Here is a 25246-nt window from a genome sequence, read left to right as displayed (position 1 = left end):
ACCGGCCCTGCCTGCCCGGGGGCTCACCGGAAGGCGTCGAGCCCGGTGAGCGCCTTGCCCAGCACGAGCTGGTGCATCTCGACGGTGCCCTCGTAGGTGAGCACCGATTCCAGGTTGGTCGCGTGCCGCATCACGGGGTATTCGAGGGAGATCCCGTTGGCACCGAGGATCGTGCGTGCCGTGCGGCAGATCTCGATGGCCTCACGGACGTTGTTGAGCTTGCCGAAGCTGACCTGCTCGGGACGCAGGCGGCCGGCGTCCATCCGCCGCCCCAGATGATGGGCGAGCAGGATCCCCTTGTGCAGTTCGACCGCCATGTCGGCGAGCTTGGCCTGGGTGAGCTGGAAGCCCCCGATGGGCCGTCCGAACTGCTCCCGGGTCTTCGCGTACTCCACCGCGGCCTCGAGGCTGCTGCGCGCGGCGCCCATCGCGCCCCAGACGATGCCGTAGCGGGCGTGGGAGAGACAGCTGAGCGGTCCGCGCAGGCCGGTGACCTCCGGCAGGACGGCCGTCGCCGGCAGCCGTACGTCGTCCATGACGAGTTCGCTGGTGACGGAGGCGCGCAGGGACCACTTGTGCTTGATCTCCGGCGCCGAGAAGCCTGGGCTGTCGGTGGGGACGGCGAAGCCGCGGATGCCCTCCTCGGTCTGCGCCCAGACGACGGCCACCCCGGCGACCGACCCGTTGGTGATCCACATCTTGCGGCCGTTGAGGATCCAGTCGTCGCCGTCGCGCTTGGCGTGGGTGCGCATGGAGGCGGGGTCGGAGCCGTGATCGGGCTCGGTCAGGCCGAAGCAGCCGATCACCTCGCCCGCGGCCATGGCCGGCAGCCACTGCTGCTTCTGCTCCTCGCTGCCGAACCGGTGGATCGCGTACATCGCGAGCGAGCCCTGCACGGAGACCAGGGACCGGAGGCCCGAGTCGGCCGCCTCCAGTTCCAGGCAGGCCAGTCCGTACTGCACGGCCGTCGCCCCCGCGCAGCCGTATCCGGTGAGCGACATGCCGAGGGCGCCGATGTCACCGAGCTCCCGGGCGAGTTCGCGGATCCGCGGTACCTCGCCCTTCTCGTACCAGTCGGCCACGTACGGCAGCACGCGGTCGGCCGCCCAGCTGCGGACGGTGTCCCGGACGGCCAGGTCGTCCGGGTCCAGCAGGTCGTCGATCCCGAGCGGGTCGGTGGCATCGAACGGGGGCAGCTTCGCGGACGCGGACATGGAACACCCTCCGGGACACGGAACTCGGCAAAACTAGCAGCGCTAGTTACGGCTCTCCGGGCCGACGTTACGGTGCAGTGTCCCGCACGTCCAGAGGAGGCCGGGCCGTGACCCGCGCTTCCGGCCGGTGACCCGCGATGCCGTGCCCCGCGCCTCCGGCCGGTGACCGCAGTGCCGTGACCCGCGCCTTCGGCCGGTGACCGCAGTGCCGTGACCCGCGCCTTCGGCCGGTGACCCGCAACGCCGTGACCCGCGCTTCCGGCCGGTGACCCGCACATCCGGCGGAGGTCAGGCCGTGACCCGCGGCTTTCCGGCCGCCGCCTCCGACTCCCGCGGCGCCGGCAGCTCCACGCCGGCCCCGGCGGCCTCCTCGCCGCACTGCATGATCCGCGGCAGCCGCAGCGCCATCGCCGCGCCCAGCAGCAACAGCCCCGCACTGACCAGCAGCGTCACGTGCAGCCCGTGCACGAAGGAGTCCCGCGCCGCCCGGCGCAGGGCGGTACCGGCGGCTCCGCCCAGCCGCCCGGCGACCTCGTAGGCCTCGCCGAGCGAGTGTCCCGCCGCATCCGACGCGTGCCGTGGAACACCCGGCACCGTCCTCAGTCCCGGCGCGTAGGCCGCGTTCATCACGCTGCCGAGCAGCGCGATGCCGATGCCGGCGCCGAGCTGGTACGACGTCTCGCCGATCGCCGCCGCGCCGCCCGCCTGGTCCGCCGGGGCCTCGCTGAGCATCGACTCGTACGCGCCGAAGAGCGTGGTCTCCAGACCGAACCCCAGCAGCACGAAGCCGGCCAGCAGCAGGGCGGGGTTGTCGGTGGCGCCCATCGCCGTCAGGGTCAGCACCGCGGCCGCCGTCAGGCAGAAGCCGACGCACACCATGCGGCGCGGTCCGAAGCGGCGCAGCATGCGCGCGCCCGCCAGCCCCGCGGCCATCGCGGCGACGGTCAGGGGCAGCAGCCTGAGACCGGTCTGCAGGGGGGAGAGGCCGAGCACCAGTTGCAGGTACTGGGCGGCGATCAGTTCCAGGCCGACCAGCGCGAGCATCGCCAGCACGATGCAGCCGACGGAGGTGCTGAACGCGGGCCGGCGGAACATGCGCAGGTCCACCAGCGGGTGCGGGAGCCGGCGCTGGCGTCGTACGAAGAAGAAGAGGAGGGCCGCGCCGAGCAGCAGCGGCGGCAGGGCGGACGGGCTCGTCGCCGGGTCGCCGGCGCCCAGCTGCTTCACCCCGAGCACGACGCCGAAGAGGCCGGCGGCCGCCATCAGCGCACCGGTGACGTCCCACGGCCCGCATCGGCCGCCGCGGGACTCGGGCAGCAGGATCCGGCCCACCGGCAGGCTGACCAGCATCAGCGGGATGTTGACCAGGAAGACCGAGCCCCACCAGAAGTGCTCCAGCAGGAATCCGCCGAGCAGCGGGCCGACCGCCGCGCCCACGGCGGCGACCGCGCTCCAGATGCCGATGGCCAGCGCCCGCTCGCGCCGGCCGGGGAAGACCTGGCGCAGGATCGACAGCGTCGCGGGCATGATCATGGCACCGCCGACGCCGAGCAGCGCGCGGGCGAGGATCAGTGTCTGGGCGCTGGGCGCGAACGCGGCCACGGCGGAGGCGACACCGAAGAGGGCGTAACCGAGGAGCAGGACGCGTCTGCGGCCGATCCGGTCGCCGAGGGTGCCGAAGAGGATCAGCAGCGAGGCGCAGACCAGCGGGTAGACGTCGACGATCCAGAGCAGTTCCGTGGCACCGGGCCTGAGGTCCTCGGTGACGGCGGGGACCGCCACGTGCAGCACGGTCGCGTCGAGCGCGACGAGCAGCAGGCTCGTGCAGAGGACGACGAGGACGACCCAGCGGTTGGCACCGGCCCCGGCCGCCCGACGGCACGGCCGTACGGCGGCCGCGGTCGTCCCGGACATGTACGTACCTCCCAGATGGTCCCTCGCGTGGGGCGGAGCGACGGGGTGGGGGCTCCCTGTCGTACGGCCGGAGAGGAGCGGTGTCTCCGGCCCGCGCAAACCCTCGCGGGTGACTCGTCAGCGTACGCGAGTTCACCCCACGGTCACGTGGCGGACCTCTCACACGCAGGACGGAACCCGTGTGGCGTACACCACGTCGCCCCCTCCTGACCACGCCCCGGCGACCGGTCCCGTTCCCCGTGCGGTCGATAATCGAGCCCGTGACCGACCTTGCGACGCGCGTGGGCCCGCCCCGCGCCCCTCTCCTGCGCCGGGCCGCCCCGGCCCTTCTGGGGTACGTGGCGGTCCGCGCTCTGGGGCTGCTCACGCTGGCGGTGTGGAGCGCCGCGCGCGGCAAGAGCGCGTACACCTTGCTGACCGCACGCTGGGACTCACTCTGGTACACCCGGGTCGCCGAGCGGGGCTACGGCTATCAGGTGCGGCTGCCGAACGGGGACGTCCACTCCAATCTGGCGTTCTTCCCGCTGCTGCCCTGGCTGGAGCGGCTGCTGCACTCGGTCGCGCCGCTGTCGTACGCGGACGCCGGCCTCGTGGTGAGCCTGTCGGCCTCGCTCGCCGCCGCGGCCGGGATCTTCGCGGTCGTTGATCATGTCCACGGCTCGCGGGCCGGTGTCTGCGCGGTGCTGCTGTGGGCGGTGCTGCCGGTCGGTGCCGTGCAGTCGATGGCGTACAGCGAGTCGCTGTTCACGGCGCTGGCGGCCTGGTCGCTGTACGCGCTGCTGACCGGGCGGTGGATCGGCGCGGGTCTGCTGGCCGCGCTCGCGGGACTGACCCGGCCGGTGGGGGCCGCCGTGGTCGCGGCGGTGTGGGTGGCGGGCGTGATCTCGTTCGTGCGAGAGCGAAGCGCATCCGGTGCGCACGGCGCGCGCTCCGGCGATGGCGCCCCGGCGCGGACTCATGGCGCGCGCGCGGGGAGCGAGCACCCTGCGCCTGCGCCCGCACCGACGGGTGAGGGAGGCACGGACGGCGCTCCGTACACGCCACTCCCGGACCGCACGGACGGCGCTCCGTACACGCCACTCCCGGACCGCACGGGCGACGCTCCGCACGCATCTCTCCGGCAGCGCACGGACGGCGCTCCCTGCGCACCTCCCTGGCGTCGCGTGCTCGGCATGGCACTCGCTCCGCTCGGCGCCGCCGGCTACGTCCTCTGGGTCGGCCGGCGCACCGGCAAGGGCCCGCTCGGTTACCTGGACGTCCAGGCCGGGTGGCGCAACGGTTTCGACGGCGGGTACGCCTTCGCCCGCTTCGTGGCCGACAAGTTCACGTCATTTCCGTCCGCCCTCGCGGGCCTCGGCCTGATCATCGCGGTAGCCCTGCTCATCTGGCTGTACGTCACCGGTGTGCGCGAGCGCCAGCCGGTCGAACTGCTGGTGTACACCGGCGTCGTACTGGCGCTCGCCCTGTGCGCGTCGAGCTACTTCGGCTCGAAGCCGAGGCTGCTCATGCCCGCCTTCCCGGTGCTGCTGCCCCTGGCCGGCGCCCTCGCCCGCGCGCGTACGTCCCGATCCGTGCTGGTCACGGCCGGGTTGGCGGTCGCGGCGGCGGTCTACGGGGCGTTCTGGCTGAACGGCTCCGGCCCACCGTGATCGACATCGACGGCCCGATGACGCGCCGGAGAATTCCACGCCAGGTCCGGGTTAACGCATTCATAAGCGCCATATAAACAACACCCGGCATGATCAGAGGAATTGAAGAGAGGGACCTCACAGGATTGCGGAATCCCGGGAATTCGCACCGCCCTTGAGAGGTTTCCCACATCACATCGTCATCACAAAGCCCCTGTTTCGACCGGGCACACAGCTCACTCGCTGTAACGTCGATTGGGTGCGTACCGAACGAAACCTCACCCGGCGTCTGGACCGGGTGTTCGCGAGACTCGACCGGGAGCCGGAACGACCGGCCCACATCGATGTGCCGAGGATGAGCCGGCACCGGGTCGTTCTGTTCTCGGCGACCCTGGCTTTCTACCTGGCGATCGTGTGGGCCGTGGTGACCACCTCCTGGCTCGTCCGGCTCGACTGGCAGGTCATGTTCTTCCGGCCTTACCAGCAGTGGCCGGAGATCCACGCCTTCCTCGACTACTACGTGGTGCTCGGCCAGCGCGGCCCCACCGCCGTGATGGTCGCGTCCTGGCTCGGCTGGCGCTCCTGGCGGCAGCACACCCTGCGCCCGCTGCTGACGCTGGCCGCCTCACTTCTGCTGCTGAACATCACGGTCGGCGCCGCCAAGCTCGGCATGGGACGCCTCGGTCCGCACTACGCGACCGTGATCGGCGCGAACGAGATGGGCCTGGGCGGCGATATATTTCCCAGCGGCCACACCGCCAACGCCGTCGTGACCTGGGGAATCCTGGCATACCTGGCCTCCACCCCGCGGGCACGCCGCTGGCTGTCCGCACTGTCGGCGGTCACCTCGCTCGGCGTCGGCCTCACCACCGTCTACCTCGGTACGCACTGGCTGAGCGACGTACTGCTGGGCTGGGCCGCCGGTCTGCTGATCCTGCTGGCCCTGCCGTGGTTCGAGCCGCTGATCGCCAAGTCGGAGGGCTGGCTCTTCGACCTGCGCGACCGCTGGCGCGACCGCCGCAGCCGGCCGGTCGTCGAGCCGGTCGTTCCGGTCACGCCGGTGGTGCTCAAGCCGCGCGGCGTGCCCGCCGAGGCGGCGCCGGTACGCGAGCCGGTCTCCTCGACGCGCGCCTCCAGGGGCGCGGCGCACCTGGCGCCCGGACCGCACACCACCCGGTCCGAGCGCACCCCGGTCACCCCGGTGGGCAGCCGCCGGCCCCCGCACGCCGACCGTCTGCCGCGCGGCGCCGGCCAGCCGGCCCGCCCGCTGGCCGGCGGCTGAGGACGGCCGAGACCGCGGGTCCGGTACGCACACCCAGCCCGCGCCAAGACGAAGGCCCCGCTCCCTCACCGGAGCGGGGCCTTCGTCGTGCGTACGTCCGCGGCGCCGGGGTCAGCCCTTCCAGGCGCGGCTCACCCGGCCGTCCCGCACCTCGAAGTTCAGCCGTCCGGCCCGGTACTCCATGGTGATGATCGCGCCCGGCGGCAGCGACCGTATCGTCGGCCACCCCCGCTGCCGAGCGAGCCGCTCGGCGTGCGCGGCGTCGAGGCCGACATACCCGTCCGGACTGTCCTGGGGCTCCGCTGACGGAGTGGGAATCGGTGCCATGCCGCCACGCTAGGCCGCATCCGGCGGGGACGGAAGCCGGGCATGACCGGGTCGGAGAAGCATCCGGTCCCGGTCACACTTCTGTCACAGCCGCCCGACCCGCGTTTCCCTCGAACTCCGTCACACGTATGGGGGTTTCCGTACCGCTTACCGGGGTAATCGAACAGAATTCTTGCGCGCCGGAGTGTCTCTTCGGAATATCAGGCGGAAAGTTCCGCAACGGGGAACGCGGTGGCTTCGGGGCGCGATTCACCCGGCAATCCATCACCGCCCCCGGGCAGCTGACGCCGCATAGGAATTTCACGGATTCAGCACACGACCGCCGTACGCCCCCTGCCGGCGCCCCGGGCCGCGCGAGCATCATGTGAGCAGCTCGCGTGCGCGCGCCGCGGGATGCGACGGGCCCGGGCGCGACGAGCGAAGGGCGAGCGATGGGGACCGAGACCGTGCGGGCGACGGCCGAACCGGTGCGCAGCGGCGGCCGGCTGGCCGTCGACTGGCTCACCACCACCGACCACAAGAAGATCGGACACCTGTATCTGATCACGGCGTTCGGCTTCTTCCTGGCCGGCGGGGTGATGGCGCTGCTGATGCGCGCCGAACTGGCCCGGCCGGGGCTGCAGATCATGACCAGCGAACAGTTCAACCAGCTGTTCACGCTGCACGGCACGATCATGCTGCTGCTCTTCGCCACCCCGAGCTTCGCGGGCTTCGCCAACGAGCTGATGCCGTTGCAGATCGGCGCGCCGGACGTGGCCTTCCCGCGGCTGAACATGCTCTCGTACTGGCTGTTCGCGTTCGGCGGGCTGATCGTGCTGAGCTCGCTGCTGGTACCCGACGGGCCGGCCGCCTTCGGCTGGTTCGCCTACGCGCCGCTCAACGACACCGCGCACTCCCCCGGTCTCGGCCCGGACCTGTGGATCATGGGTCTGGCGCTCTCCGGCTTCGGGACGATCCTCGGCGCGGTCAACTTCATCACCACGATCATCGGGATGCGCGCGCCCGGCATGACGATGTTCCGGATGCCGATCTTCACCTGGAACACCCTGTTCACGTCGATCCTGATCCTGCTGGCCTTCCCCGTGCTGGCGGCGGCGCTGCTGGTGCTGGAGGCCGACCGGCGGTTCGGTGCGCAGGTGTTCGAGGCGGCGAGCGGCGGGGCGCTGCTGTGGCAGCACCTGTTCTGGTTCTTCGGGCATCCCGAGGTGTACATCATCGCGCTGCCGTTCTTCGGGATCATCACGGAGATCATCCCGGTGTTCAGCCGCAAGCCGATCTTCGGCTATCTGACGCTGGTGGGCGCGACCATGGCGATCACCGGTCTGTCGATGGTGGTGTGGGCGCACCACATGTTCGCGACGGGCGCGGTGCTGCTGCCGTTCTTCTCCCTCATGTCGTTCCTGATCGCGGTGCCGACGGGGGTGAAGTTCTTCAACTGGACCGGCACGATGATCAAGGGCTCGCTGTCCTTCGAGACGCCGATGCTGTGGGCGACGGGCTTCCTGGTGACGTTCCTGCTCGGCGGGCTGACCGGGGTGATCCTCGCCTCGCCGCCGCTGGACTTCCACGTCACGGACTCCTACTTCGTCGTCGCGCACTTCCACTACGTCGTCTTCGGCACGGTCGTCTTCGCGGTCTTCGCCGGCTTCTCCTTCTGGTGGCCGAAGTTCACCGGGAAGATGCTGGACGAGCGGCTGGGGAAGATCCAGTTCTGGACGTTGTTCGTGGGCTTCCACACGACGTTCCTGGTGCAGCACTGGCTGGGCGCGGAGGGCATGCCCCGCCGGTACGCCGACTACCTGGCGGCCGACGGCTTCACCGCCCTCAACACCGTCTCGTCCATCGGCGCCTTCCTGCTGGGCCTGTCGACGCTGCCGTTCCTGTACAACGTGTGGAAGACCGCCAGGTACGGCGAGAAGGTCGAGACCGACGACCCCTGGGGCTACGGCCGCTCCCTGGAGTGGGCGACCTCCTGCCCGCCGCCCCGGCACAACTTCGTCACGCTGCCCCGGATCCGCTCGGAGTCCCCCGCGTTCGACCTGCACCACCCGGAGTACGCGGCCCAGACCCCGCAGCCCGAACCGAAGCGGCACCAGGCCGGTTCCGGATCCTCCTGACCGCCTCGACGGGTGCCACGCGCCCGGCCGGTGCCGGGCTCCGCTCAGAACGCCAGGCGCTGACCGGGCACGATCAGGTCGGGATCGCCGCCGATGACGGCCTTGTTGACGGCGTAGATCCGCTGCCAGGTGGTGCCGTGCCGGGCCGCGATGGTGCTCAGCGTGTCGCCCTCGAGGACGGTGTAGTCGCCATGCGCGGCGCTGCGGCCCGCGTCGACCGCCGAGTGCCGCGGCTGCCGCGGCGCCTTGGCCGGCGCCGAGTACGCGGGGGCCGAGTTCGCCGGGGCGGACTTGGTCGTCACGCCCTTGGAGACGGTGCCGCCGGAGGAGTGTCCGGTGGCCGAGGCGGGCGCGGCTCCGGAGGCTCCGGCTCGGCCGGAGCAGACCGGCCAGGCGCCCCAGCCCTGGGCCCGCTGGACTTCGGTGGCGACGGCGATCTGCGCGCTTCTGGAGGCCTGGTCGGCCGTCGGGGCGTAGGCGGAGCCGCCGTACGCGCGCCAGGTGCCGGCGGAGAACTGGAGCCCGCCGAAGTAGCCGTTGCCGGTGTTGATGTGCCAGTTGCCGCCGCTCTCGCACTGGGCGATGCGGTCCCACACTCCGTTGTCCGCCGCTGCGGCGTTTCCGGTCGCGGCCAGCAGCCCCAGCGGGGCCAGCAGGGCGGCACCGGCGAGCGCGGCCGTCGTACGGCCCTTGCGGGCGCTGTCGTCACGGGCGGTGCTGCGGGTGGTATCGGCACATTCGGACATGTGAATCCCTCTCCACGAACCCGGGCTCCCCCAGGCGGAGCACGTCTCGCCGCGGAAGACCGCGGCTCCTCGCGCCCGCCCCGTCCGTCGTGTCCGGCGTCGGCGGTCGTGCTCTGCCCGTGCCGGCCCGGCGGACGTTCCCGAGCGGTGCTCGTTGCACACGGCGGAGGAATGTATGGAGGTCGAGGGGCCGGGATCAACCAACTGGCAGTCAGACCTGGCCAGTTGCCAGTTACCGCGAGTATCGGCGATTTTCGGTCACCCATTTCATCCGGTGATTTCCTGATTTATCGACCAGCAGCTGAAGCGATCTGTGACCCACTTCACCCCGCCAAGTCCCGTGACCGCACGCAGAGTTGACGTTCAGTGTCCGATCCGCAACCGATCGTGACGCTGCGCGGCGGATGGTTCGAACCGGTCCGCCCGGGGGCGTGACCCCCACCACAGGACGCCCGTTGTCTTCTTCATGAGCCCGGAACCCCCGGGGCTCATCGGCAGGGAGCCACCCGGCCGACCCAGCACCGCATCCCGAGGGAGCCACCGTGCCGCGCATGCTCGACGTGAGTGACGCCGTACGCGCCGAGATCGGCGACGAAGAAGCCGACCGGCTGCTCGCCGGAGACAACGCCCCGGGCAGTTACGACTGCACGTCCTGTCGCACCCCGGGCGACTCCGAGCAGGAGCGCACCAGCACCGTTCTGTTCGTCGGCGACGAGACCGCCGTCCTCGCCTTCGCCCACGCCGGCTGTCTGCCCTCACAGGTCGTCCAGGTCACCGAGGAGCAGTTGCAGGGCGCCGTGCGCTCCATCGGCGGCGCCGGCGACATCACCGGCGGAGGCCCGCACAGGGCCGTGCCCGAGCAGGCGGTGCTCGGGGTGACGAGCGGACTCGTCCTGATCGAGGGCGAACTGCACCCCGCGCTCGTCGTCGAGCCGACCTCGGCGATCGTGCGCCCGGGCGGCTCCGGGTCGGGCGACGACTTCCTCCCGCTGCTCGTCGAGCAGGGCTACCAGCCGGTGACCGCGCTGACCTCGGTGCCGCCGGTGCTGCACGGCTGGTCGGTCCTGCTCGCCGTGGGCCAGCTGCACGCGGTGCTCCAGCCAGGCGCGGGCGGGGGGCAGCCGGTCGCCTGGTGGCAGGCGCACCAGCCGCTGCAGGTGACGGACAGCTGGCGAGCGGCGGCGAACAAGCACCAGCAGGTGCTGATGTTCGCGGCGCCGGTGGGGTCGATCGGGCGGCAGCCGCGCGAGGACCTGCTGCGGGACGCGCTGGACAAGGCGGCGGCGAACGGCAGGCTGGTCGCCGCGGCGCTTCCGCTCGCGGGTACCTGAGTCCGGCGCCGCCGGGCGGTGTCGACGCCGGGTGACGACGCCGGGTGACGACGCCGCCGGGTGGTGAGCCGCGGTGCGCCGGCGGCCGCGGCCCGCCGGCGGACCGCCGGCGGGCCTCCGCGCGACTGCCCGCGCTCCCTCAGGCATGCCGCACAACCGCATCTCTTTGGATGCGGCGTCGTTTGGACATACGTGCACGCATACGACACTCCCCCTCCCCGCCGGTCCTCCTTCGTCTCCGTCCCGTCCGCCCGGACGGGGCAGGAGGGGCTCGGCGCGTCATCGGCCACGCCGATCTACGACACGCTCTACGCGGAGTGGGTCAGGGCCTTCCGCACGCTGCCGGGGGACCGCAGCGGTGAGGAGGATCTGCGGTTCAGCGCCTTCGGGGACATCCCGGACGGCGCGGGATCGTACGGCGGGCACCGGGCGGGCTCGTTCAGCAGCTCGTACAGCGCCTACAGCGCCGGGGCGTACAGCGCGCGGCAGCAGTCGCAGTCCCAGTGGCAGCGCGTCGGCACGCTCGGGCGGCAGCAGGACACCGGGATGCACCACGTCCCGGCGGCCCTGCCGCTTCCTCCGGGGCCGCGCCGGGGAGCGTGACGGACGGAACGGCGAAGGGCGGCCCACCGGTGCTCCGGGGGCCGCCCTTCACGTCGTACGGCGGTTACTTCTTCTTGGCGCCGCGCTTCTCGCGCACCCGCACCGAGATGTGGATCGGGGTGCCCTCGAAGCTGAACTCCTCGCGCAGGCGGCGCTCGATGAAGCGGCGGTAGCCCGCCTCGATGAACCCGGAGGCGAAGAGCACGAACCGCGGGGGCTTGGTGCCGGCCTGGGTGCCGAAGAGGATGCGCGGCTGCTTGCCGCCCCGGATCGGGTGCGGGTGGGCCGCGACCAGCTCGCCGAGGAAGGCGTTGAGACGGCCGGTGGGCACCCGGGTCTCCCAGCCGGCCAGGGCGGTCTCGATCGCCGGGACCAGCTTCTCCATGTGCCGGCCGGTGCGGGCCGAGACGTTGACGCGGGGCGCCCAGGCGACCTGGCCCAGCTCGGTCTCGATCTCCCGCTCCAGGTAGTAGCGGCGCTCCTCGTCGAGGGTGTCCCACTTGTTGAAGGCGAGGACGACCGCGCGGCCCGCCTCCACGGCCATGGTGACGATGCGCTGGTCCTGGATCGAGATGCTCTCGGACGCGTCGATCAGGATGACGGCGACCTCGGCCTTCTCCACGGCGGCGGCCGTACGCAGAGAGGCGTAGTAGTCGGCGCCCTGCTGCAGGTGGACGCGCTTTCGGATGCCGGCGGTGTCGACGAACTTCCAGGTCACCCCGCCCAGTTCGATCAGCTCGTCGACCGGGTCGCGGGTGGTGCCCGCGATCTCGTTGACGACCACGCGCTCCTCGCCCGCCACCTTGTTCAGCAGGGAGGACTTGCCGACGTTCGGGCGGCCGATCAGGGCGATGCGGCGCGGGCCGCCGACGGCGGCGCCGAAGGTCTGCACGGGCGCCTCGGGCAGCGCCTCCAGGACGGAGTCCAGCATGTCGCCGGTGCCGCGGCCGTGCAGCGCGGAGACCGGGTGCGGCTCGCCGAGGCCCAGGCTCCACAGGTAGGAGGCGTCGGCCTCGCCGCTCGGGCCGTCGACCTTGTTGGCGCACAGCACGACCGGCTTGCCGGCCTTGCGCAGCAGCCGGACGACCGCCTCGTCGGTGTCGGTCGCACCCACCTTGGCGTCGACCACGAAGACGACGGCGTCGGCCGCCTCGATCGCGTACTCGGCCTGGGCGGCCACGGAGGCGTCGATGCCGAGGACGTCCTGCTCCCAGCCGCCGGTGTCGACGACCTTGAAGCGGCGCCCGGCCCACTCGGCCTCGTAGGTGACGCGGTCCCGGGTGACGCCCGGCTTGTCCTCGACGACCGCCTCGCGGCGGCCGATGATCCGGTTCACCAGGGTCGACTTGCCGACGTTCGGGCGGCCGACGACGGCGAGCACGGGCAGCGGGCCGTGGCCCGCCGCCTCGATGGCGCCCTCGACGTCCTCGCGGTCGAAGCCCTCTTCCGCGGCGAGCTCCATGAACTCCGCGTACTCGGCGTCGCCGAGAGCCCCGTGCTCGTGCTCGTGCTCGGCCGAGCCGTCGGGCTGGATGTCGTCGTTCATGAAGTCCGTACCTCGTCGTTCATTCTTGGTGGTCGGTGGACCGGCCCGGTTTCGTCCCGGCTGATCCACTACTCAAGTGTCGCCTAGCGCCCGGTCAGGCGCCTGGCGTTTTCCAGGTGGCGGGTGAGCTGCTTCTGGATGCGCTCGGTCGCCTCGTCCAGCGCCTTGCGCGTGCGCCGCCCGCTGCCGTCGCCCGCGTCGAAGGGGTCGCCGAAGACGACGTCGACCCGGGTGCGCAGCGGCGGCAGCGCCTTTATCAACCGCCCGGGCCGGTCGGAGCTTCCCAGTACGGCGATGGGCACGATCGGCGCCCCGCTGCGTACCGCGAAGTAGGCGAGCCCGGCACGCAGAGAGGCGAAGTCGCCCTCGCCCCGGGTGCCCTCCGGGAAGATGCCCAGCACTCCCCCGGCCTCGAGCACACCGAGGGCCCGGGAGATGGCGGTGCGGTCGGCGGAGGAGCGGTCCACCTTCAGCTGACCGATACCGGTCAGGAAGGGGTCCAGCGGGCCGATGAACGCCTCCTTCTTGATCAGGAAGTGCGTCGGCCGGGGCGCCACGCCCATGACCATCGGGCCGTCGACGTTGTGGGAGTGGTTCACCGCGAAGATCACCGGGCCGGTCGCCGGTACCCGCCAGGCGCCCAGCACGCGCGGCTTCCACAGCCCGTACATCAGGCCGACGCCGATGCGCCGCCCGACCTCGGCCCCCCGCTCCGAGGGGAGGGACGGTTCGGTCACTTCCCGGCCCGCTTCTCCTCGACCAGGGTGACGACGCACTCGATGACCTGGGCGAGGGACAGCTCGGTGGTGTCCACCTCCACCGCGTCGCCGGCCTTGGCGAGCGGGGAGGTCTTACGGCTCGAGTCGGCCGCGTCCCGCTTGATCAGGGCCTCGCGGGTGGCGTGGACGTCGGCGCCCTTCAGCTCGCCGCTCCGGCGGGCCGCGCGGGCCTCCGGGGAGGCGGTGAGGAAGATCTTCAGGTCGGCGTCCGGCAGGACGGTCGTACCGATGTCGCGGCCCTCGACCACTATGCCGTGCTCCGCGCCGGTGGCGATCGAGCGCTGCAGCTCGGTGATCCGGGTGCGCACCTCGGGCACCGCGCTGACCGCGCTGACCTGGGAGGTGACCTCCTGGGTCCGGATCGGGCCGGCCACGTCCACACCGTCGACCGTGATGGCCGGGGCGGCCGGGTCGGTGCCGGAGAGGATCTCGGGCTTGCCCGCGACGGCGGCGATGGCGGTCGGGTCCTCGATGTCGATGCCGTTGGTCACCATCCACCAGGTGATCGCCCGGTACTGGGCACCGGTGTCCAGGTAGCTCAGGCCGAGCTGCGCGGCCACGGCCTTCGACGTGCTCGACTTGCCCGTGCCTGAGGGACCGTCGATGGCGACGATCACGGGCTTGGCGGTCGGGGCGGCGCCGTTTTCCACGGGAGGGCACCTTCCTGGTGAAGGGTGGTGGGCGGGGTGCGGGACGCGAGGGCGCCCCGCACAAGGTTACTGGCTCACGGGAGGCGCCCTCACCGGCCCGTGGGAGCCGGTCTCACCGGGGCGGGGGAACCGCTCCCGCCCGGACCGCGGGAGCCGGGCCGGCCGCGCTCACTGGCGCAGGGCCCAGCCCCGCTCGCGCAGCGCCTCCCGCAGGCCCGCCGCCGCCCTCGGTTCGACCATGAGCTGCACCAGGCCGGCCTGCCGCCCCGTGGCGTGCTCGATGCGTACGTCCTCGACGTTGACGCCGGCCCGTCCCGCGTCCGCGAAGATGCGGGCCAGCTGGCCGGGCTGGTCGTCGATGAGCACGACGACGCTCTCGTACACCCGCGGCGCGCTGCCATGCTTGCCGGGTACCCGCACCTGGCCCGCGTTCCCGCGGCGCAGCACGTCCTCGACGCCCGCGCCGCCCTCGCGCCGCTTGGCCTCGTCGGAGGACTGCAGGGCGCGCAGGGCCCGCACGGTCTCGTCCAGGTCGCCGGCGACGTCGGAGAGCAGATCGGCGACCGGCCCGGGGTTCGCGGAGAGGATGTCGATCCACATGCCCGGGTCCGAGGCGGCGATCCGGGTCACGTCCCGGATGCCCTGCCCGCACAGCCGTACGGCGGCCTCCTCGGCGTGCTCCAGGCGCGCGGCGACCATGCTGGACACCAGGTGGGGCATGTGGGATACGAGGGCGACGGCACGGTCGTGGGCGTCGGCGTCCATGACCACCGGGACGGCACGGCAGTGCGAGACCAGCTCCAGGGCGAGGTTGAGCACCTCGGTGTCGGTGTCCCGGGTGGGGGTGAGCACCCAGGGGCGGCCCTCGAAGAGGTCGCCGGTGGCGGCCAGCGGGCCGGACTTCTCGCGGCCGGACATGGGGTGCGTGCCGATGTACGCGGACAGGTCCAGATCCAGCGCCTCCAGCTCGCGGCGCGGGCCCCCCTTGACGCTCGCCACGTCCAGGTAGCCGCGGGCCGCGCCCCGGCGCATGGCGTCGGCGAGCACGCCGGCCACGTGCGCGGGCGGGGCGGCCACGATCGCCAGGTCGACGGGGCCGCCGGGGGCCTCGTCGGTGCCGGCGCCCAGCGCGGCGGCGGTGCGGGCCTGCTCGGGGTCGTGGTCGGCGAGGTGGACGACGACCCCGCGCTGGGCGAGGGCGAGGGCGGCGGAGGTGCCGATCAGTCCGGTTCCGATGACGAGTGCGGTTCTCACTGGGCGATGTCCTTGCGCAGGGCGGCCGCGGCGCCGAGGTAGACGTGGGCGATGTCGGCGCGTGGCCGGTCCGACTCGATGTGGGCGAGGACCCGGACGACGCGGGGCATGGCGCCCGCGATGTCGAGTTCCTGGGCGCATATCAGGGGGACGTCGACGATGCCGAGCTTGCGGGCCGCGGCGGCCGGAAAGTCGCTGTGCAGGTCGGGAGTGGCCGTGAACCAGATGCTGATCAGGTCGTCGGTGGTCAGTCCGTTCCGTTCCAGGACGGCGGTGAGCAGCGCTCCGACCTGCTCGTCCATGTGTCCGGCGTCGTCCCGCTCCAGCTGGACGGCCCCCCGGACCGCTCGTACCGCCACGGCGCTGCTCCTCGCTGACAGGTGTGTCTGTTCTGGCCCGTCCAGCGTAGTCAGCCCGCGCGGTCCGGGCGCACGGCGCCCGATCACTGAGACGATGCGAATGTACCGGTAACCACCGGTTTCGCACCCTGCTCTTCAACGTCTGTACGGAGTGGTGACATGACCCAGCCCGCGATGCGGCGCACGGTTCTGGCGACGGGCGCTGCGGCGCTCGCTGCGGGATGCGTGGGATGCGGTGGCGACAAGGACAAGGCCTCGGAGCCCGCCTCCCCCGCCTCCGCCACCTCGAAGCCCGCCTCCCCCCCGGCCGCCACCTCGGCCTCCGCCGCCTCCGGCGGGAAGGAAGTGGCGAGGACCAGCGACATCCCGGAGGGCGGCGGCAAGGTCCTGGCCGACCGCAAGATCGTGATCACCCAGCCGAAGAAGGGTGAGTACAAGGCGTTCTCGGCGGTCTGCACCCACCAGGGCTGCCTGGTGCGGCAGGTGGCCGACGGCACGATCGACTGCCCCTGCCACGGCAGCAAGTACCACATCGCCGACGGCTCGGTGGCGGACGGACCGGCGACCAGACCGCTGGCCGAGAAGAAGATCGAGGTGGAGGGAAATTCGATCCGCCTGACCTGAGACGGCCGCGTACGCTCCGGGCATGCCGTCCGAGGATCCCGAGTACCTGGTACGCGACCACACGATCTACTCCTGTGTCATGGGTTCGCGGGCCTTCGGCCTCGCGACCGACGAGAGCGACACGGACCGGCGGGGCGTGTTCCTCGCCCCCACTCCCCTCTTCTGGCGGTTCCGGAAGCCGCCGACGCATGTGGAGGGACCGGGCGAGGAGCAGTTCTCCTGGGAGCTGGAGCGGTTCTGCGAGCTGGCGCTGCGCGGCAACCCGAACATCCTGGAGTGCCTGCACTCCCCGCTGGTGGAGCAGCTGGACGGCACCGGCCGCGAGCTGCTGTCCCTGCGCGGCGCCTTCCTGTCCCTGCGGGTCCATGAGACGTTCGGCCGCTACGCCCTCGCCCAGCGCCGCAAGCTGGAGGCCGGCATGCGCACGACGGGCGCCCCGCGCTGGAAGCACGCGATGCACCTGCTGCGGCTGCTGGTGAGCGCCCGCGACCTGCTGCGCACCGGGGAGCTGCGGATCGACGTCGGTGACCGGCGCGGGTCCCTCCTCGCGGTCAAGCGCGGCGAAGTGCCCTGGGCGCAGGTCGACGCGTGGATGACCGCACTGGCGGCCGAGACCGAGGAGGCCCTGCGGGGCAGCCCGCTGCCGCCGGAGCCGGACCACGCACGCGTGGCCGACTTCCTCTTCCGCGTCCGCCGGGACTCGGCCGCCGGTCACCAGGGGCGCACGCCGACACCGCCGGCCGGCGGGGCGGAGGCGCCCGCCCCGGCCCGGCGGACGCCCGCGCCCGGCTCAGCCCCCCAGACGCAGGCGCACCACGAAGTCGTGGAGGGCGTCGTAGGCGCTGGGCGCCTCGGGGAGGGCTGAGGTGGCCTGCGCCTCGTCGAGCAGCGCCTGCAACCGCTCCACGTCGCCCTCGACACGCGCGGGGTCGACGTCGGCCGCCCCGTGCTCCCGCGCCGCCTTGGCGGCTATCAGCTCCGGCAGATAGCCGGGAGCGCCGACGGTGTCCAGGAGCGTCGGCAGGTGGGCCTGGACCTCGCCGGAGCGCATGAGGTGGATGCCGGTGAGCAGCACCCGGAACGTGTAGAGCAGCGGCTTGAGTTCCTGCGTCTTCTCGAACAGCCGCCACTGGGTCACCGCGAACCCGCGGTAGTGGTGGGCGTGGTGGCTGGTGAGGACGCCGGGTGCCAGGGCGGCCAGCTCCCGGTGGGCGTCGCCGGTCTGCACGACCAGGGGTGAGAGCAGCTGCTCCAGGACGTAGCCGTTGCGGCGGAGCATCAGCCGGACGAACTTGCGCAGGTCGTGGGTGACGAGGTCGAGTTCGACGCCGAACCGCACCCAGGCCCGCGACCGGGTCTCCTCCGGCTCGTGCAGGCCCACGAGTTCGGCCGCCGGCAGGAGATGGACGCCGCGCAGGTCCACGTCCGAGTCCTGCGAGGGGAAGCCGTACAGGTGGGCTCCGGACACGGTCGCGAACAGCAGCGGGTCGGGCTGTTCGGCGACCACGGGCGCGAGGTCGATGTCGAGGTCTTCGATCATGGCCCTAAGCGTCCCAGAGCGCGCCCAGGGCCAACAGGTCGCCTCGGTACTCGATCCGCTCGGTCCAGTCGGCCGGCCAGGCGTCCGCGCCCAGCCAGGCGCCCGCGAAGGCGCCGGTGAGGCAGGCGATGGAGTCGGAGTCGCCGGCGGAACAGGCGGCCCGGCGCAGGGCGGTGACGGGCTCGTCCGGGAAGAGCAGGAAACACAGCAGCCCGGTGGCGAGGGCCTCCTCGGCGATCCAGCCCTCGCCGGTGGCCAGGCACGGGTCGGTCTCCGGCGAGACGGTCCGCACGGCCTCCTGGAGGCGGTCGAGGATGTTCAGGCACTCGTCCCAGCCGCGCGCGACGAAGTGCTCCGGGCCGGGATCCTGGGAGCGGGTCCACAGGTCGCCGAGCCAGGTGTGGTCGTAGTGGGTGCGGTGCTCCAGCGCGTAGGAGCGCAGCCGGCCGACCAGGCTCGTCGGGTCGGTGCCGTGCGCGAGCAGCTGGACGGCGTGGGCGGTGAGGTCGGAGGCGGCGAGCGCGGTGGGGTGTCCGTGGGTGAGCGCGGACTGCAACCGGGCGGCGCCCGAGCGCTGTTCGTCGCTGAGCCCGGGAGCGAGGCCGATGGGAGCGACGCGCATGTTGGCGCCGCAGCCCTTGGAGCCGAGCCGGCTGGCGTCCTGCCAGGCCCGGCCGTCCCGCGCGAGCAGTTCGCACGCGGTCAGGCAGGTGCGGCCCGGGGCGCGGTTGTTCTCCGGCGAGCGGAACCAGTCGACGAACTCCTCGCGCAGCGGCCGCTCCAGCCGCTCGGGAGTGAGGTGGCCGCGCTCCATGGCGGTCCGCAGCGCCCGCCCGAGGGCGAGGGTCATCTGCGTGTCGTCCGAGACGAGGGCCCGCGGGGGCAGCTGCATCTCTCGCCAGGGGCCGCACTTCGTCAGGATCGACGGCACGTCGTCGAACTCGGTCGGGAAGCCCAGGGCGTCCCCGAGAGCGAGGCCGAGGAGTGCTCCCGTCGCGGCACGTTTGGACACGTGATTCACCATCCCCTTTATCGTCAGTCTGACAATAAAGGGGATGGTGAATCACGGCAAGGTGTCTAGAGGTCGACTTCCTGCATCAGCATGCCGACCTCGGTGTTCGACAGGCGCCGCAGCCAGCCGGACTTCTGGTCGCCCAGGGTGATCGGGCCGAAGGCCACGCGCACCAGCTTGTCGACCGGGAAGCCCGCCTCGGCCAGCATGCGCCGCACGATGTGCTTGCGGCCCTCGTGCAGGGTCACCTCGACCAGGTAGTTCTTGCCGGTCTGCTCCACGACCCGGAAGTGGTCCGCGCGCGCGTAGCCGTCCTCCAGCTGGATGCCGTCCTTCAGCCGCTTGCCGAGGTCACGCGGGATCGGGCCGACGATGTGCGCGAGGTAGGTCTTCTTCACGCCGTACTTGGGGTGCGTGAGGCGGTGCGCCAGCTCACCGTGGTTGGTGAGCAGGATGACGCCCTCGGTCTCGGTGTCCAGCCGGCCGACGTGGAAGAGCCGGGTCTCCCGGTTGGTGACGTAGTCGCCGAGGCACTGCCGGCCCTCCGGGTCCTCCATCGTCGAGACGACACCGGCGGGCTTGTTCAGCGAGAAGAACTGGTACGACTGGGTCGCCACGGTCAGGCCGTCGACCTTGACCTCGTCGTTCTCCGGGTCAACCCGGCGGCCCTGCTCCAGCACGATCTCGCCGTTGATCTCGACCCTGGCCTGCTCGATCAGTTCCTCGCAGGCACGCCGGGAGCCGTAGCCCGCGCGCGCGAGGACCTTCTGCAGCCGCTCGCCCTCCTGCTCGGCGCCCGGGAAGGTCTTGGGCAGCTTGACGTCCTTCTTGTCGGCGTACCGCTCCCGGTTGCGCTCCTCGACCCGCGTCTCGTACTCACGCGAGCGTGCGGGGGCCGTACGTCCGCCCTGCTGGGGCTTCTTCGGGCCGCCCTTGGCGCCACCGCGGGCCGCGCCGCCGCGCCCGGACTTGGGGCCCTCCGGGGAGGCGCCGGGACCCACGTCGTAGCGGCGCTCCTCGGGGCGGGGCTTGCGGGGACGTCCCTGCCCCTGCTTCTGGTCCCTGTCGTTGCCGGCACCGCGGTAGTTACCGCGCCCGCCGCTCTTGCCGCTGCCGCTGCTTCGCATCAAGGTTTCCGTCTTAGTCGTCTGCGTCCTGACCGCCGGGCGCGTCGGGCGCGTCCGGGTCGAACGACGGGACCCCCTCCTGGCTCTCGGCCTCGATCGCCTCCGCCTCCGGGAGGAAGGGCGCGAGCTCCGGAAGTTCGTCAAGGCCGCGCAGGCCCATCCGCTCCAGGAAGTAGTTCGTCGTCCTGTACAGGATCGCACCTGTTTCGGGTTCCGTGCCCGCCTCCTCGACCAGACCGCGCTGCAGGAGCGTGCGCATCACGCCGTCGCAGTTGACTCCGCGTACGGCGGAGACGCGGCTGCGGCTGACCGGCTGGCGGTAGGCGACGACCGCGAGGGTCTCCAGCGCCGCCTGGGTGAGGCGGGCCGTCTGGCCCTCCAGGATCAGTCTCTCCACGGCGGGCGCGTACGCGGCACGGGTGTAGAAACGCCAGCCGCCCGCGACGAAGCGCAGCTCGAAGCCGCGGCCCTGCACGGTGTACTCGTCGGCCAGCTCGCGCAGCGCGTCCCCGATCTGCCGCCTGGGCCGCTCGAGGATTCTGGCCAGGTGCTCCTCGGTCGCGGGCTCGTCCACGACCATGAGCATCGCCTCCAGGGTGGGCTTCAGCCCGAGGCCGGCGACGGCGCGCAGCCCCGCCGGGTGCTCTGCGGTCTCCTCGCTCATGCCTTTTTCTCCTCGGTCTGCTCGGGCGCCCGGTCGAACTCGTCGGTGACCAGCGGAGCCGCTTGCGCGTCCCCGCCCGTCCAGCGCACGGTCAGCTCGCCGAGCGCGGCCTCCTGCTCCAGGGCGACGGCCTTCTCGCGGTACAACTCCAGCAGGGCGAGGAACCGCGCCACGACGGTCAGGGTGTCGTCGGTGTCCTCGACGAGCGTCCGGAAACTCGCCTCGCCGAGCTCGCGGAGCCGTGCCACCACGATCCCCGCCTGTTCCTGCACGCTGACCAGCGGCGCGTGGATGTGGTCGACGTAGACCTGCGGCCTGGGTCTGGGCTGCATCGCCTTGACCGCGAGCCGGGCGAAGCCCTCGGGGCCGATGCTGATGACGACCTCGGGCAGCAGCTCGGCGTGCCCGGGCTCCAGGCCGACGGTGCGGGGGTAGCGGCGCGCCTCCTCGTCGAGGCGCTCGTTGAAGATGTCGGCGATCCGTTTGTAGGCGCGGTACTGGAGCAGGCGCGCGAACAGCAGGTCCCGCGCCTCCAGCAGTGCCAGGTCGGCCTCGTCCTCGACCTCGGCGGCGGGCAGCAGCCGGGCGGCCTTGAGGTCGAGCAGGGTGGCGGCCACGACCAGGAACTCGGTCGTCTGGTCCAGGTCCCAGTCCGGCCCCATCGCCCGGATGTGCGCCATGAACTCGTCGGTGACCTTGGACAGGGCGACCTCGGTCACGTCCAGCTTGTGCTTGGAGATCAGCTGGAGGAGGAGATCGAAGGGGCCTTCGAAGTTGGCGAGGCGAACCTTGAAGACACCGTCGGCGGGAGCCCGGTCACCGGGACCGGGCTCCGGCACGGCCAGGACCGGCTCATCGGCCACGGACGCGGACGCGGACACCGCCGGCTCGGGCACGGCCGGCGCGGGCGCGGCCGGCGTGGGCACCGCAGGCTCACAGACGGCCGGCGCGGACACGACCGGCGCGGGCACCGCAGGCTCGGACACGGCCGGCGCGGGAGGCGTGGTCTCGGCGTTCTCTCCGGGAGGCTGCTCCGGTCCGCGGATCGGTTCCGCCCCGGGACACTGCTCCGGCGCCACGGGGTCGGGCTGCGGTGCGGCGGGCTGCGGCGGCGCGGCCGGACCGGTCGGCGCCGCTCCCGGGCCCCGGCCCAGCGCACGCCGGCGTCCGGCGCCGGACGCGGGTACGGGTGCGGGAACGTCGTTCGAGGGCATGGCCCCCGCAGGCTACCGTTACCGCCCGCGCAGCCGTCGTACCAGGATGCTCGCGTCCCCGCGGGACTCCAGGTCGGCCAGGACCACGGCCACCGCCTCGCGGACGATGCGCCCGCGGTCGACGGCGAGACCGTGCTCGCCGCGGAGCACGAGCCGGGCGTGCTCCAGGTCCATCAGCTCCTCGGCCGACACGTACACCGTGATCTTCTCGTCGTGCCGCTCGCGCCCGCTGGGCCGCCGGTTCGCCGCCCGGCCCCGCTTGCGCTGCTGCCCGGCGGCAGAACCTTCCTGCACCGTCTGCCCGCGCGCCGGGCGGCTGCGGGACTCGCCGTCCTCGGCCGGCTCGGCCTCCGCCGCGACATGCTCCGCACCTTCTCCGTCGCCGCTCCGCACGGGCACCGACTGCGGTGCGTCCTCGGCGGCGGCCGCCTCGTCGCTCTCCCCCGCGGGAGCCGGCACCCGGGCCTCACCGTTGGCCGGGCGCCGGGGACCCGACGGTTGCAGCGCCGTCCCCCCTGTCGTACGGAAGAGTTCGTCGGCCCCCGGCAGACTCACTCGGCGTGACACCGGGCGAGCACCTCCCTGGCGAGCTGGCGATAGGCGGCGGCACCGACGGAGTTGGAGGCGTACGTGGTGATCGGCTCACCGGCGACCGTGGTCTCCGGGAAGCGGACCGTGCGGCCGATGACCGTGTGGTAGACGTGGTCGTCGAACGCCTCGACGACACGTGCGAGCACCTCACGGCTGTGCACCGTGCGCGAGTCGTACATCGTGGCGAGGATGCCGTCCAGTTCCAGCTCGGGGTTGAGCCGCTCCTGGACCTTCTCGATGGTCTCCGTCAGCAGGGCCACACCGCGCAGCGCGAAGAACTCGCACTCCAGCGGCACGATCACCTTGTGCGCCGCCGTCAGCGCGTTGACGGTCAGCAGGCCGAGCGAGGGCTGACAGTCGATCACGATGTAGTCGTAGTCGGGCAGCAGCGGCTTGAGCGCGCGCTGGAGCGTCGACTCTCGGGCCACCTCGGAGACCAGCTGGACCTCGGCGGCGGACAGGTCGATGTTGGACGGCAGCAGGTCCATGTTCGGGACCGCCGTCTTCAGCAGCACCTCGTCCGCGGACATACCCCGCTCCATGAGCAGGTTGTAGACGGTGAGGTCCAGCTCCATCGGGTTGACGCCGAGACCGACCGACAGCGCGCCCTGCGGGTCGAAGTCCACGAGCAGCACGCGCCGGCCGTACTCCGCGAGCGCGGCACCCAGGTTGATGGTCGACGTCGTCTTGCCGACGCCGCCCTTCTGGTTGCACATCGCGATGATCTTCGCGGGGCCGTGGTCGGTCAGCGGGCCCGGGATCGGGAAGTACGGCAGCGGGCGTCCGGTGGGACCGACGCGCTCACGGCGCTGGCGGGCCGCGTCGGGCGCGAGCGTGGCCGCGTACTCCGGATCGGGCTCGTACTCGGCATCGGGGTCGTAGAAGTGCCCCTCGGGCAGTTCGTCGTAGACGGCGAGTTGGTTGTGGGGCGCGCCACTTCCGTCGCCGGCCATGGCGTTCACGTGATGGCCATCCATGCTCTGGTGTGCTGTCCGGGCCGGTTGCGGCCCCGGACTCTGGTGGGCTGCGAAGGTGCGCACAGCTACGGAGCCGACAGCCTCGAATCCCGTGGGGTCCTGGCCCCGTACCGGCATTCCTGGTTGACCACCCCCGGGAGAAAATGTCGACTCATTCACAAGTCGTCTTACCTCCTTGGTGACCAGGAAACTTCTAGACAAGGTCAGCGTGGCACCATGCCGACGGTTGGCGACTCTATGGCGTGTCGGCGGTCCGCAGCAACACAATCCGCCGGACCCGGCAGGATGTGTCGGCAATGAAACATCTCGCTGTCAAGGGCGTACTGCCGTCGCACAGCAGGTTTCACCGGTGTGCGAATCGGTCGAAGAGTTACGTTCGAGGCGAGTTGGCCGAGAGCCGCAAAGTGACCATACACACATCCGGCCGGACCTTGTCGGGCAAGGTCCGGCCGGGTGTGTGGTGTTGACGAGTCGTGTTGACGAATCGCCTTTTGCCGGAGGGCGACTTAACGACTCACCAGGTCACGGGGTCAGCCGAGCAGCGAGCTCAGCTCGACGTGCTCCAGGCCGTGGGCCTCCGCGACCTCCTTGTAAACGACCTTGCCGTCATGGGTGTTGAGACCCTTGGCGAGCGAGGCGTCACGGCGCAGCGCCTCGACCCAGCCGTTGTTGGCGAGCGAGACGATGTACGGCAGCGTCGCGTTGGTGAGGGCGTTGGTGGAGGTGTTCGGCACCGCGCCCGGCATGTTGGCCACGCAGTAGAAGACCGAGTTGTGGATCGGGAAGGTCGGGTCGGCGTGCGTGGTGGGACGGGAGTCCTCGAAGCAGCCGCCCTGGTCGATCGCGATGTCGACAAGAACACTTCCGGGCTTCATGCGGGACACCAGCTCGTTGGTGACCAGCTTCGGGGCCTTGGCGCCCGGGATGAGGACCGCGCCGATGACGAGGTCGGCGTCGAGGACGGCCTTCTCCAGCTCGAAGGAGTTGGACATGATCGCCTTGACCTTCGTACCGAAGATCTTGTCGGCCTCGCGCAGCTTGTTGATGTCGCGGTCGAGCAGGGTCACGTCGAAGCCCATGCCGACGGCGACCTGGGTGGCGTTCCAGCCGGAGACACCGCCGCCGATGACCACGGCCTTGGCCGGGGTCACGCCCGGGACGCCGCCCGGCAGCACGCCACGGCCGCCGGCCGCGCGCATCAGGTGGTAGGCGCCGACCTGCGGGGCCAGCCGGCCCGCGACCTCGGACATCGGGGCGAGCAGCGGCAGCGCGCGGCTCGGCAGCTCCACCGTCTCGTAGGCGATGGCCGTGGTGCCGGACTCGATGAGCGCGTCCGTGCACTCCTTGGAGGCGGCCAGGTGCAGGTAGGTGAAGAGCGTCTGGTCCTTGCGGAGGCGGTGGTACTCCTCCGCGATGGGCTCCTTGACCTTCAGCAGCAGGTCGGCGGCCGCCCACACCTCGTCGGCGGTGTCGAGGAGGCCGGCGCCGGCGGCGACGTACTCCTCGTCCGTGATCGAGGAGCCGAGGCCGGCGCCCCGCTCGATGACGACCTGGTGGCCGTTGCGCACCAGCTCGTGCACACCGGCGGGGGTGATGGCCACCCGGAACTCGTTGTTCTTGACCTCGCGGGGGATGCCGACCTTCACGTCGATCACGGTCCTTGGCTCAGAGGGTATGGGGGGGTGCGTTGCATGACATACCCAGGCGTGCGGGGGCACACCGGGAGACACCGCAGGAGAACGTGCGG

Annotated in this window: 24 protein-coding genes; 7 read left to right on the top strand and 17 right to left on the bottom strand. The window is 71.8% G+C overall.

Annotation, left to right across the window (positions count from 1 at the left end):
* Positions 1-23: 23 nt before the first annotated feature.
* Positions 24-1214, bottom strand: coding sequence for an acyl-CoA dehydrogenase family protein (locus tag ACGFT2_RS16740; RefSeq protein ID WP_393278511.1), 1191 nt, complete (start codon positions 1212-1214; stop codon positions 24-26).
* A gap of 288 nt (positions 1215-1502) precedes the next feature.
* Positions 1503-3128, bottom strand: a complete 1626-nt coding sequence (locus ACGFT2_RS16735; RefSeq protein WP_393278509.1) for an MFS transporter — start codon at positions 3126-3128, stop codon at positions 1503-1505.
* A gap of 260 nt (positions 3129-3388) precedes the next feature.
* Between ACGFT2_RS16735 and ACGFT2_RS16730 the strand changes: the two genes are divergently transcribed.
* Together ACGFT2_RS16730 and ACGFT2_RS16725 are read left to right on the top strand one after the other, a co-directional pair.
* The gene (locus ACGFT2_RS16730; protein WP_393278506.1) at positions 3389-4777 is read left to right on the top strand and encodes a hypothetical protein; all 1389 of its coding nucleotides are present in this window, start codon (positions 3389-3391) and stop codon (positions 4775-4777) included.
* Positions 4778-5015: 238 nt separating this feature from the next.
* On the top strand, positions 5016-6038 hold the full coding sequence (locus ACGFT2_RS16725; protein WP_393278504.1) for a phosphatase PAP2 family protein: 1023 nt from the start codon (positions 5016-5018) through the stop codon (positions 6036-6038).
* 111 nt (positions 6039-6149) lie between these two features.
* Here the strand turns inward: ACGFT2_RS16725 and ACGFT2_RS16720 are convergent, their stop codons facing one another.
* Positions 6150-6365 carry an I78 family peptidase inhibitor gene (locus tag ACGFT2_RS16720; RefSeq protein ID WP_393278502.1) on the bottom strand — a complete coding sequence of 72 codons (216 nt, stop codon included), beginning with the start codon at positions 6363-6365 and terminating at the stop codon, positions 6150-6152.
* Positions 6366-6796: 431 nt separating this feature from the next.
* Between ACGFT2_RS16720 and ctaD the strand changes: the two genes are divergently transcribed.
* The gene (gene ctaD / locus ACGFT2_RS16715; protein ID WP_393278500.1) at positions 6797-8482 is read left to right on the top strand and encodes a cytochrome c oxidase subunit I; all 1686 of its coding nucleotides are present in this window, start codon (positions 6797-6799) and stop codon (positions 8480-8482) included.
* 44 nt (positions 8483-8526) lie between these two features.
* Here ctaD and ACGFT2_RS16710 read toward each other — a convergent pair whose 3' ends face one another.
* Positions 8527-9228, bottom strand: a complete 702-nt coding sequence (locus ACGFT2_RS16710) for a transglycosylase family protein (protein WP_393278498.1) — start codon at positions 9226-9228, stop codon at positions 8527-8529.
* Positions 9229-9770: 542 nt separating this feature from the next.
* Here ACGFT2_RS16710 and ACGFT2_RS16705 point away from each other — a divergent pair.
* Together ACGFT2_RS16705 and ACGFT2_RS16700 are read left to right on the top strand one after the other, a co-directional pair.
* Positions 9771-10559 carry a hypothetical protein gene (locus tag ACGFT2_RS16705; RefSeq protein ID WP_393278496.1) on the top strand — a complete coding sequence of 263 codons (789 nt, stop codon included), beginning with the start codon at positions 9771-9773 and terminating at the stop codon, positions 10557-10559.
* Between the two features lie 192 nt (positions 10560-10751).
* Positions 10752-11162, top strand: coding sequence for a hypothetical protein (locus ACGFT2_RS16700; RefSeq protein ID WP_393278494.1), 411 nt, complete (start codon positions 10752-10754; stop codon positions 11160-11162).
* Between the two features lie 64 nt (positions 11163-11226).
* Here the strand turns inward: ACGFT2_RS16700 and der are convergent, their stop codons facing one another.
* The 5 genes from der to aroH form a co-directional block, all read right to left on the bottom strand.
* A complete protein-coding gene (der, locus tag ACGFT2_RS16695) occupies positions 11227-12708 on the bottom strand; it encodes a ribosome biogenesis GTPase Der (RefSeq protein ID WP_393278492.1) in 1482 nt (493 codons plus the stop codon).
* A gap of 83 nt (positions 12709-12791) precedes the next feature.
* Positions 12792-13379: a lysophospholipid acyltransferase family protein gene (locus tag ACGFT2_RS16690; RefSeq protein ID WP_393279200.1), complete on the bottom strand. Its 588-nt coding sequence runs from the start codon at positions 13377-13379 to the stop codon at positions 12792-12794.
* Between the two features lie 62 nt (positions 13380-13441).
* Positions 13442-14137, bottom strand: a complete 696-nt coding sequence (gene cmk / locus ACGFT2_RS16685) for a (d)CMP kinase (RefSeq protein WP_393278490.1) — start codon at positions 14135-14137, stop codon at positions 13442-13444.
* 168 nt (positions 14138-14305) lie between these two features.
* Entirely contained in the window at positions 14306-15391 is a 1086-nt protein-coding gene (locus ACGFT2_RS16680) for a prephenate dehydrogenase (protein WP_393278488.1), read from the bottom strand.
* On the bottom strand, positions 15388-15750 hold the full coding sequence (aroH, locus tag ACGFT2_RS16675; protein ID WP_393278486.1) for a chorismate mutase: 363 nt from the start codon (positions 15748-15750) through the stop codon (positions 15388-15390). The genes ACGFT2_RS16680 and aroH overlap by 4 nt, the downstream gene beginning before the upstream one ends.
* Before the next feature lie 159 nt (positions 15751-15909).
* Between aroH and ACGFT2_RS16670 the strand changes: the two genes are divergently transcribed.
* Positions 15910-16374, top strand: a complete 465-nt coding sequence (locus ACGFT2_RS16670) for a Rieske (2Fe-2S) protein (protein WP_393278484.1) — start codon at positions 15910-15912, stop codon at positions 16372-16374.
* A gap of 22 nt (positions 16375-16396) precedes the next feature.
* Complete coding sequence (locus tag ACGFT2_RS16665; RefSeq protein WP_393278482.1) at positions 16397-17239, top strand: DNA polymerase beta superfamily protein; 843 nt, start codon at positions 16397-16399, stop codon at positions 17237-17239.
* On the opposite strand, the gene ACGFT2_RS16660 is transcribed toward ACGFT2_RS16665, so the two are convergent.
* From ACGFT2_RS16660 to ald, 8 genes are all read right to left on the bottom strand, one after another.
* Positions 17165-17914 carry a DNA polymerase beta superfamily protein gene (locus ACGFT2_RS16660; RefSeq protein ID WP_393278480.1) on the bottom strand — a complete coding sequence of 250 codons (750 nt, stop codon included), beginning with the start codon at positions 17912-17914 and terminating at the stop codon, positions 17165-17167. The two genes, ACGFT2_RS16665 and ACGFT2_RS16660, sit on opposite strands and share 75 nt — an antisense overlap.
* A 4-nt stretch (positions 17915-17918) precedes the next feature.
* Positions 17919-18938, bottom strand: coding sequence for an ADP-ribosylglycohydrolase family protein (locus ACGFT2_RS16655; protein WP_393278479.1), 1020 nt, complete (start codon positions 18936-18938; stop codon positions 17919-17921).
* Positions 18939-18991: 53 nt separating this feature from the next.
* Entirely contained in the window at positions 18992-20053 is a 1062-nt protein-coding gene (locus ACGFT2_RS16650) for a pseudouridine synthase (RefSeq protein ID WP_393278477.1), read from the bottom strand.
* Between the two features lie 13 nt (positions 20054-20066).
* The gene (gene scpB, locus ACGFT2_RS16645) at positions 20067-20717 is read right to left on the bottom strand and encodes an SMC-Scp complex subunit ScpB (RefSeq protein ID WP_393278475.1); all 651 of its coding nucleotides are present in this window, start codon (positions 20715-20717) and stop codon (positions 20067-20069) included.
* Positions 20714-21931 carry a segregation and condensation protein A gene (locus tag ACGFT2_RS16640; RefSeq protein ID WP_393278473.1) on the bottom strand — a complete coding sequence of 406 codons (1218 nt, stop codon included), beginning with the start codon at positions 21929-21931 and terminating at the stop codon, positions 20714-20716. The genes scpB and ACGFT2_RS16640 overlap by 4 nt, the downstream gene beginning before the upstream one ends.
* Positions 21932-21949: 18 nt before the next feature.
* A complete protein-coding gene (locus ACGFT2_RS16635; RefSeq protein ID WP_393278471.1) occupies positions 21950-22498 on the bottom strand; it encodes a hypothetical protein in 549 nt (182 codons plus the stop codon).
* Positions 22483-23616 (bottom strand): ParA family protein, encoded by a 1134-nt coding sequence (locus ACGFT2_RS16630; protein ID WP_393278469.1) that lies wholly within the window; start codon positions 23614-23616, stop codon positions 22483-22485. The genes ACGFT2_RS16635 and ACGFT2_RS16630 overlap by 16 nt, the downstream gene beginning before the upstream one ends.
* A gap of 413 nt (positions 23617-24029) precedes the next feature.
* Complete coding sequence (gene ald / locus ACGFT2_RS16625) at positions 24030-25154, bottom strand: alanine dehydrogenase (RefSeq protein WP_393278467.1); 1125 nt, start codon at positions 25152-25154, stop codon at positions 24030-24032.
* Between the last annotated feature and the right edge of the window lie 92 nt (positions 25155-25246).

It is taken from the genome of Streptomyces sp. NPDC048514 (assembly GCF_043199955.1).
In the GTDB taxonomy this organism is placed as follows: domain Bacteria; phylum Actinomycetota; class Actinomycetes; order Streptomycetales; family Streptomycetaceae; genus Streptomyces.
The sequence above is the reverse complement of the archived record's forward strand: the minus strand, read 5'-3'. Positions and strand labels throughout refer to the sequence as shown.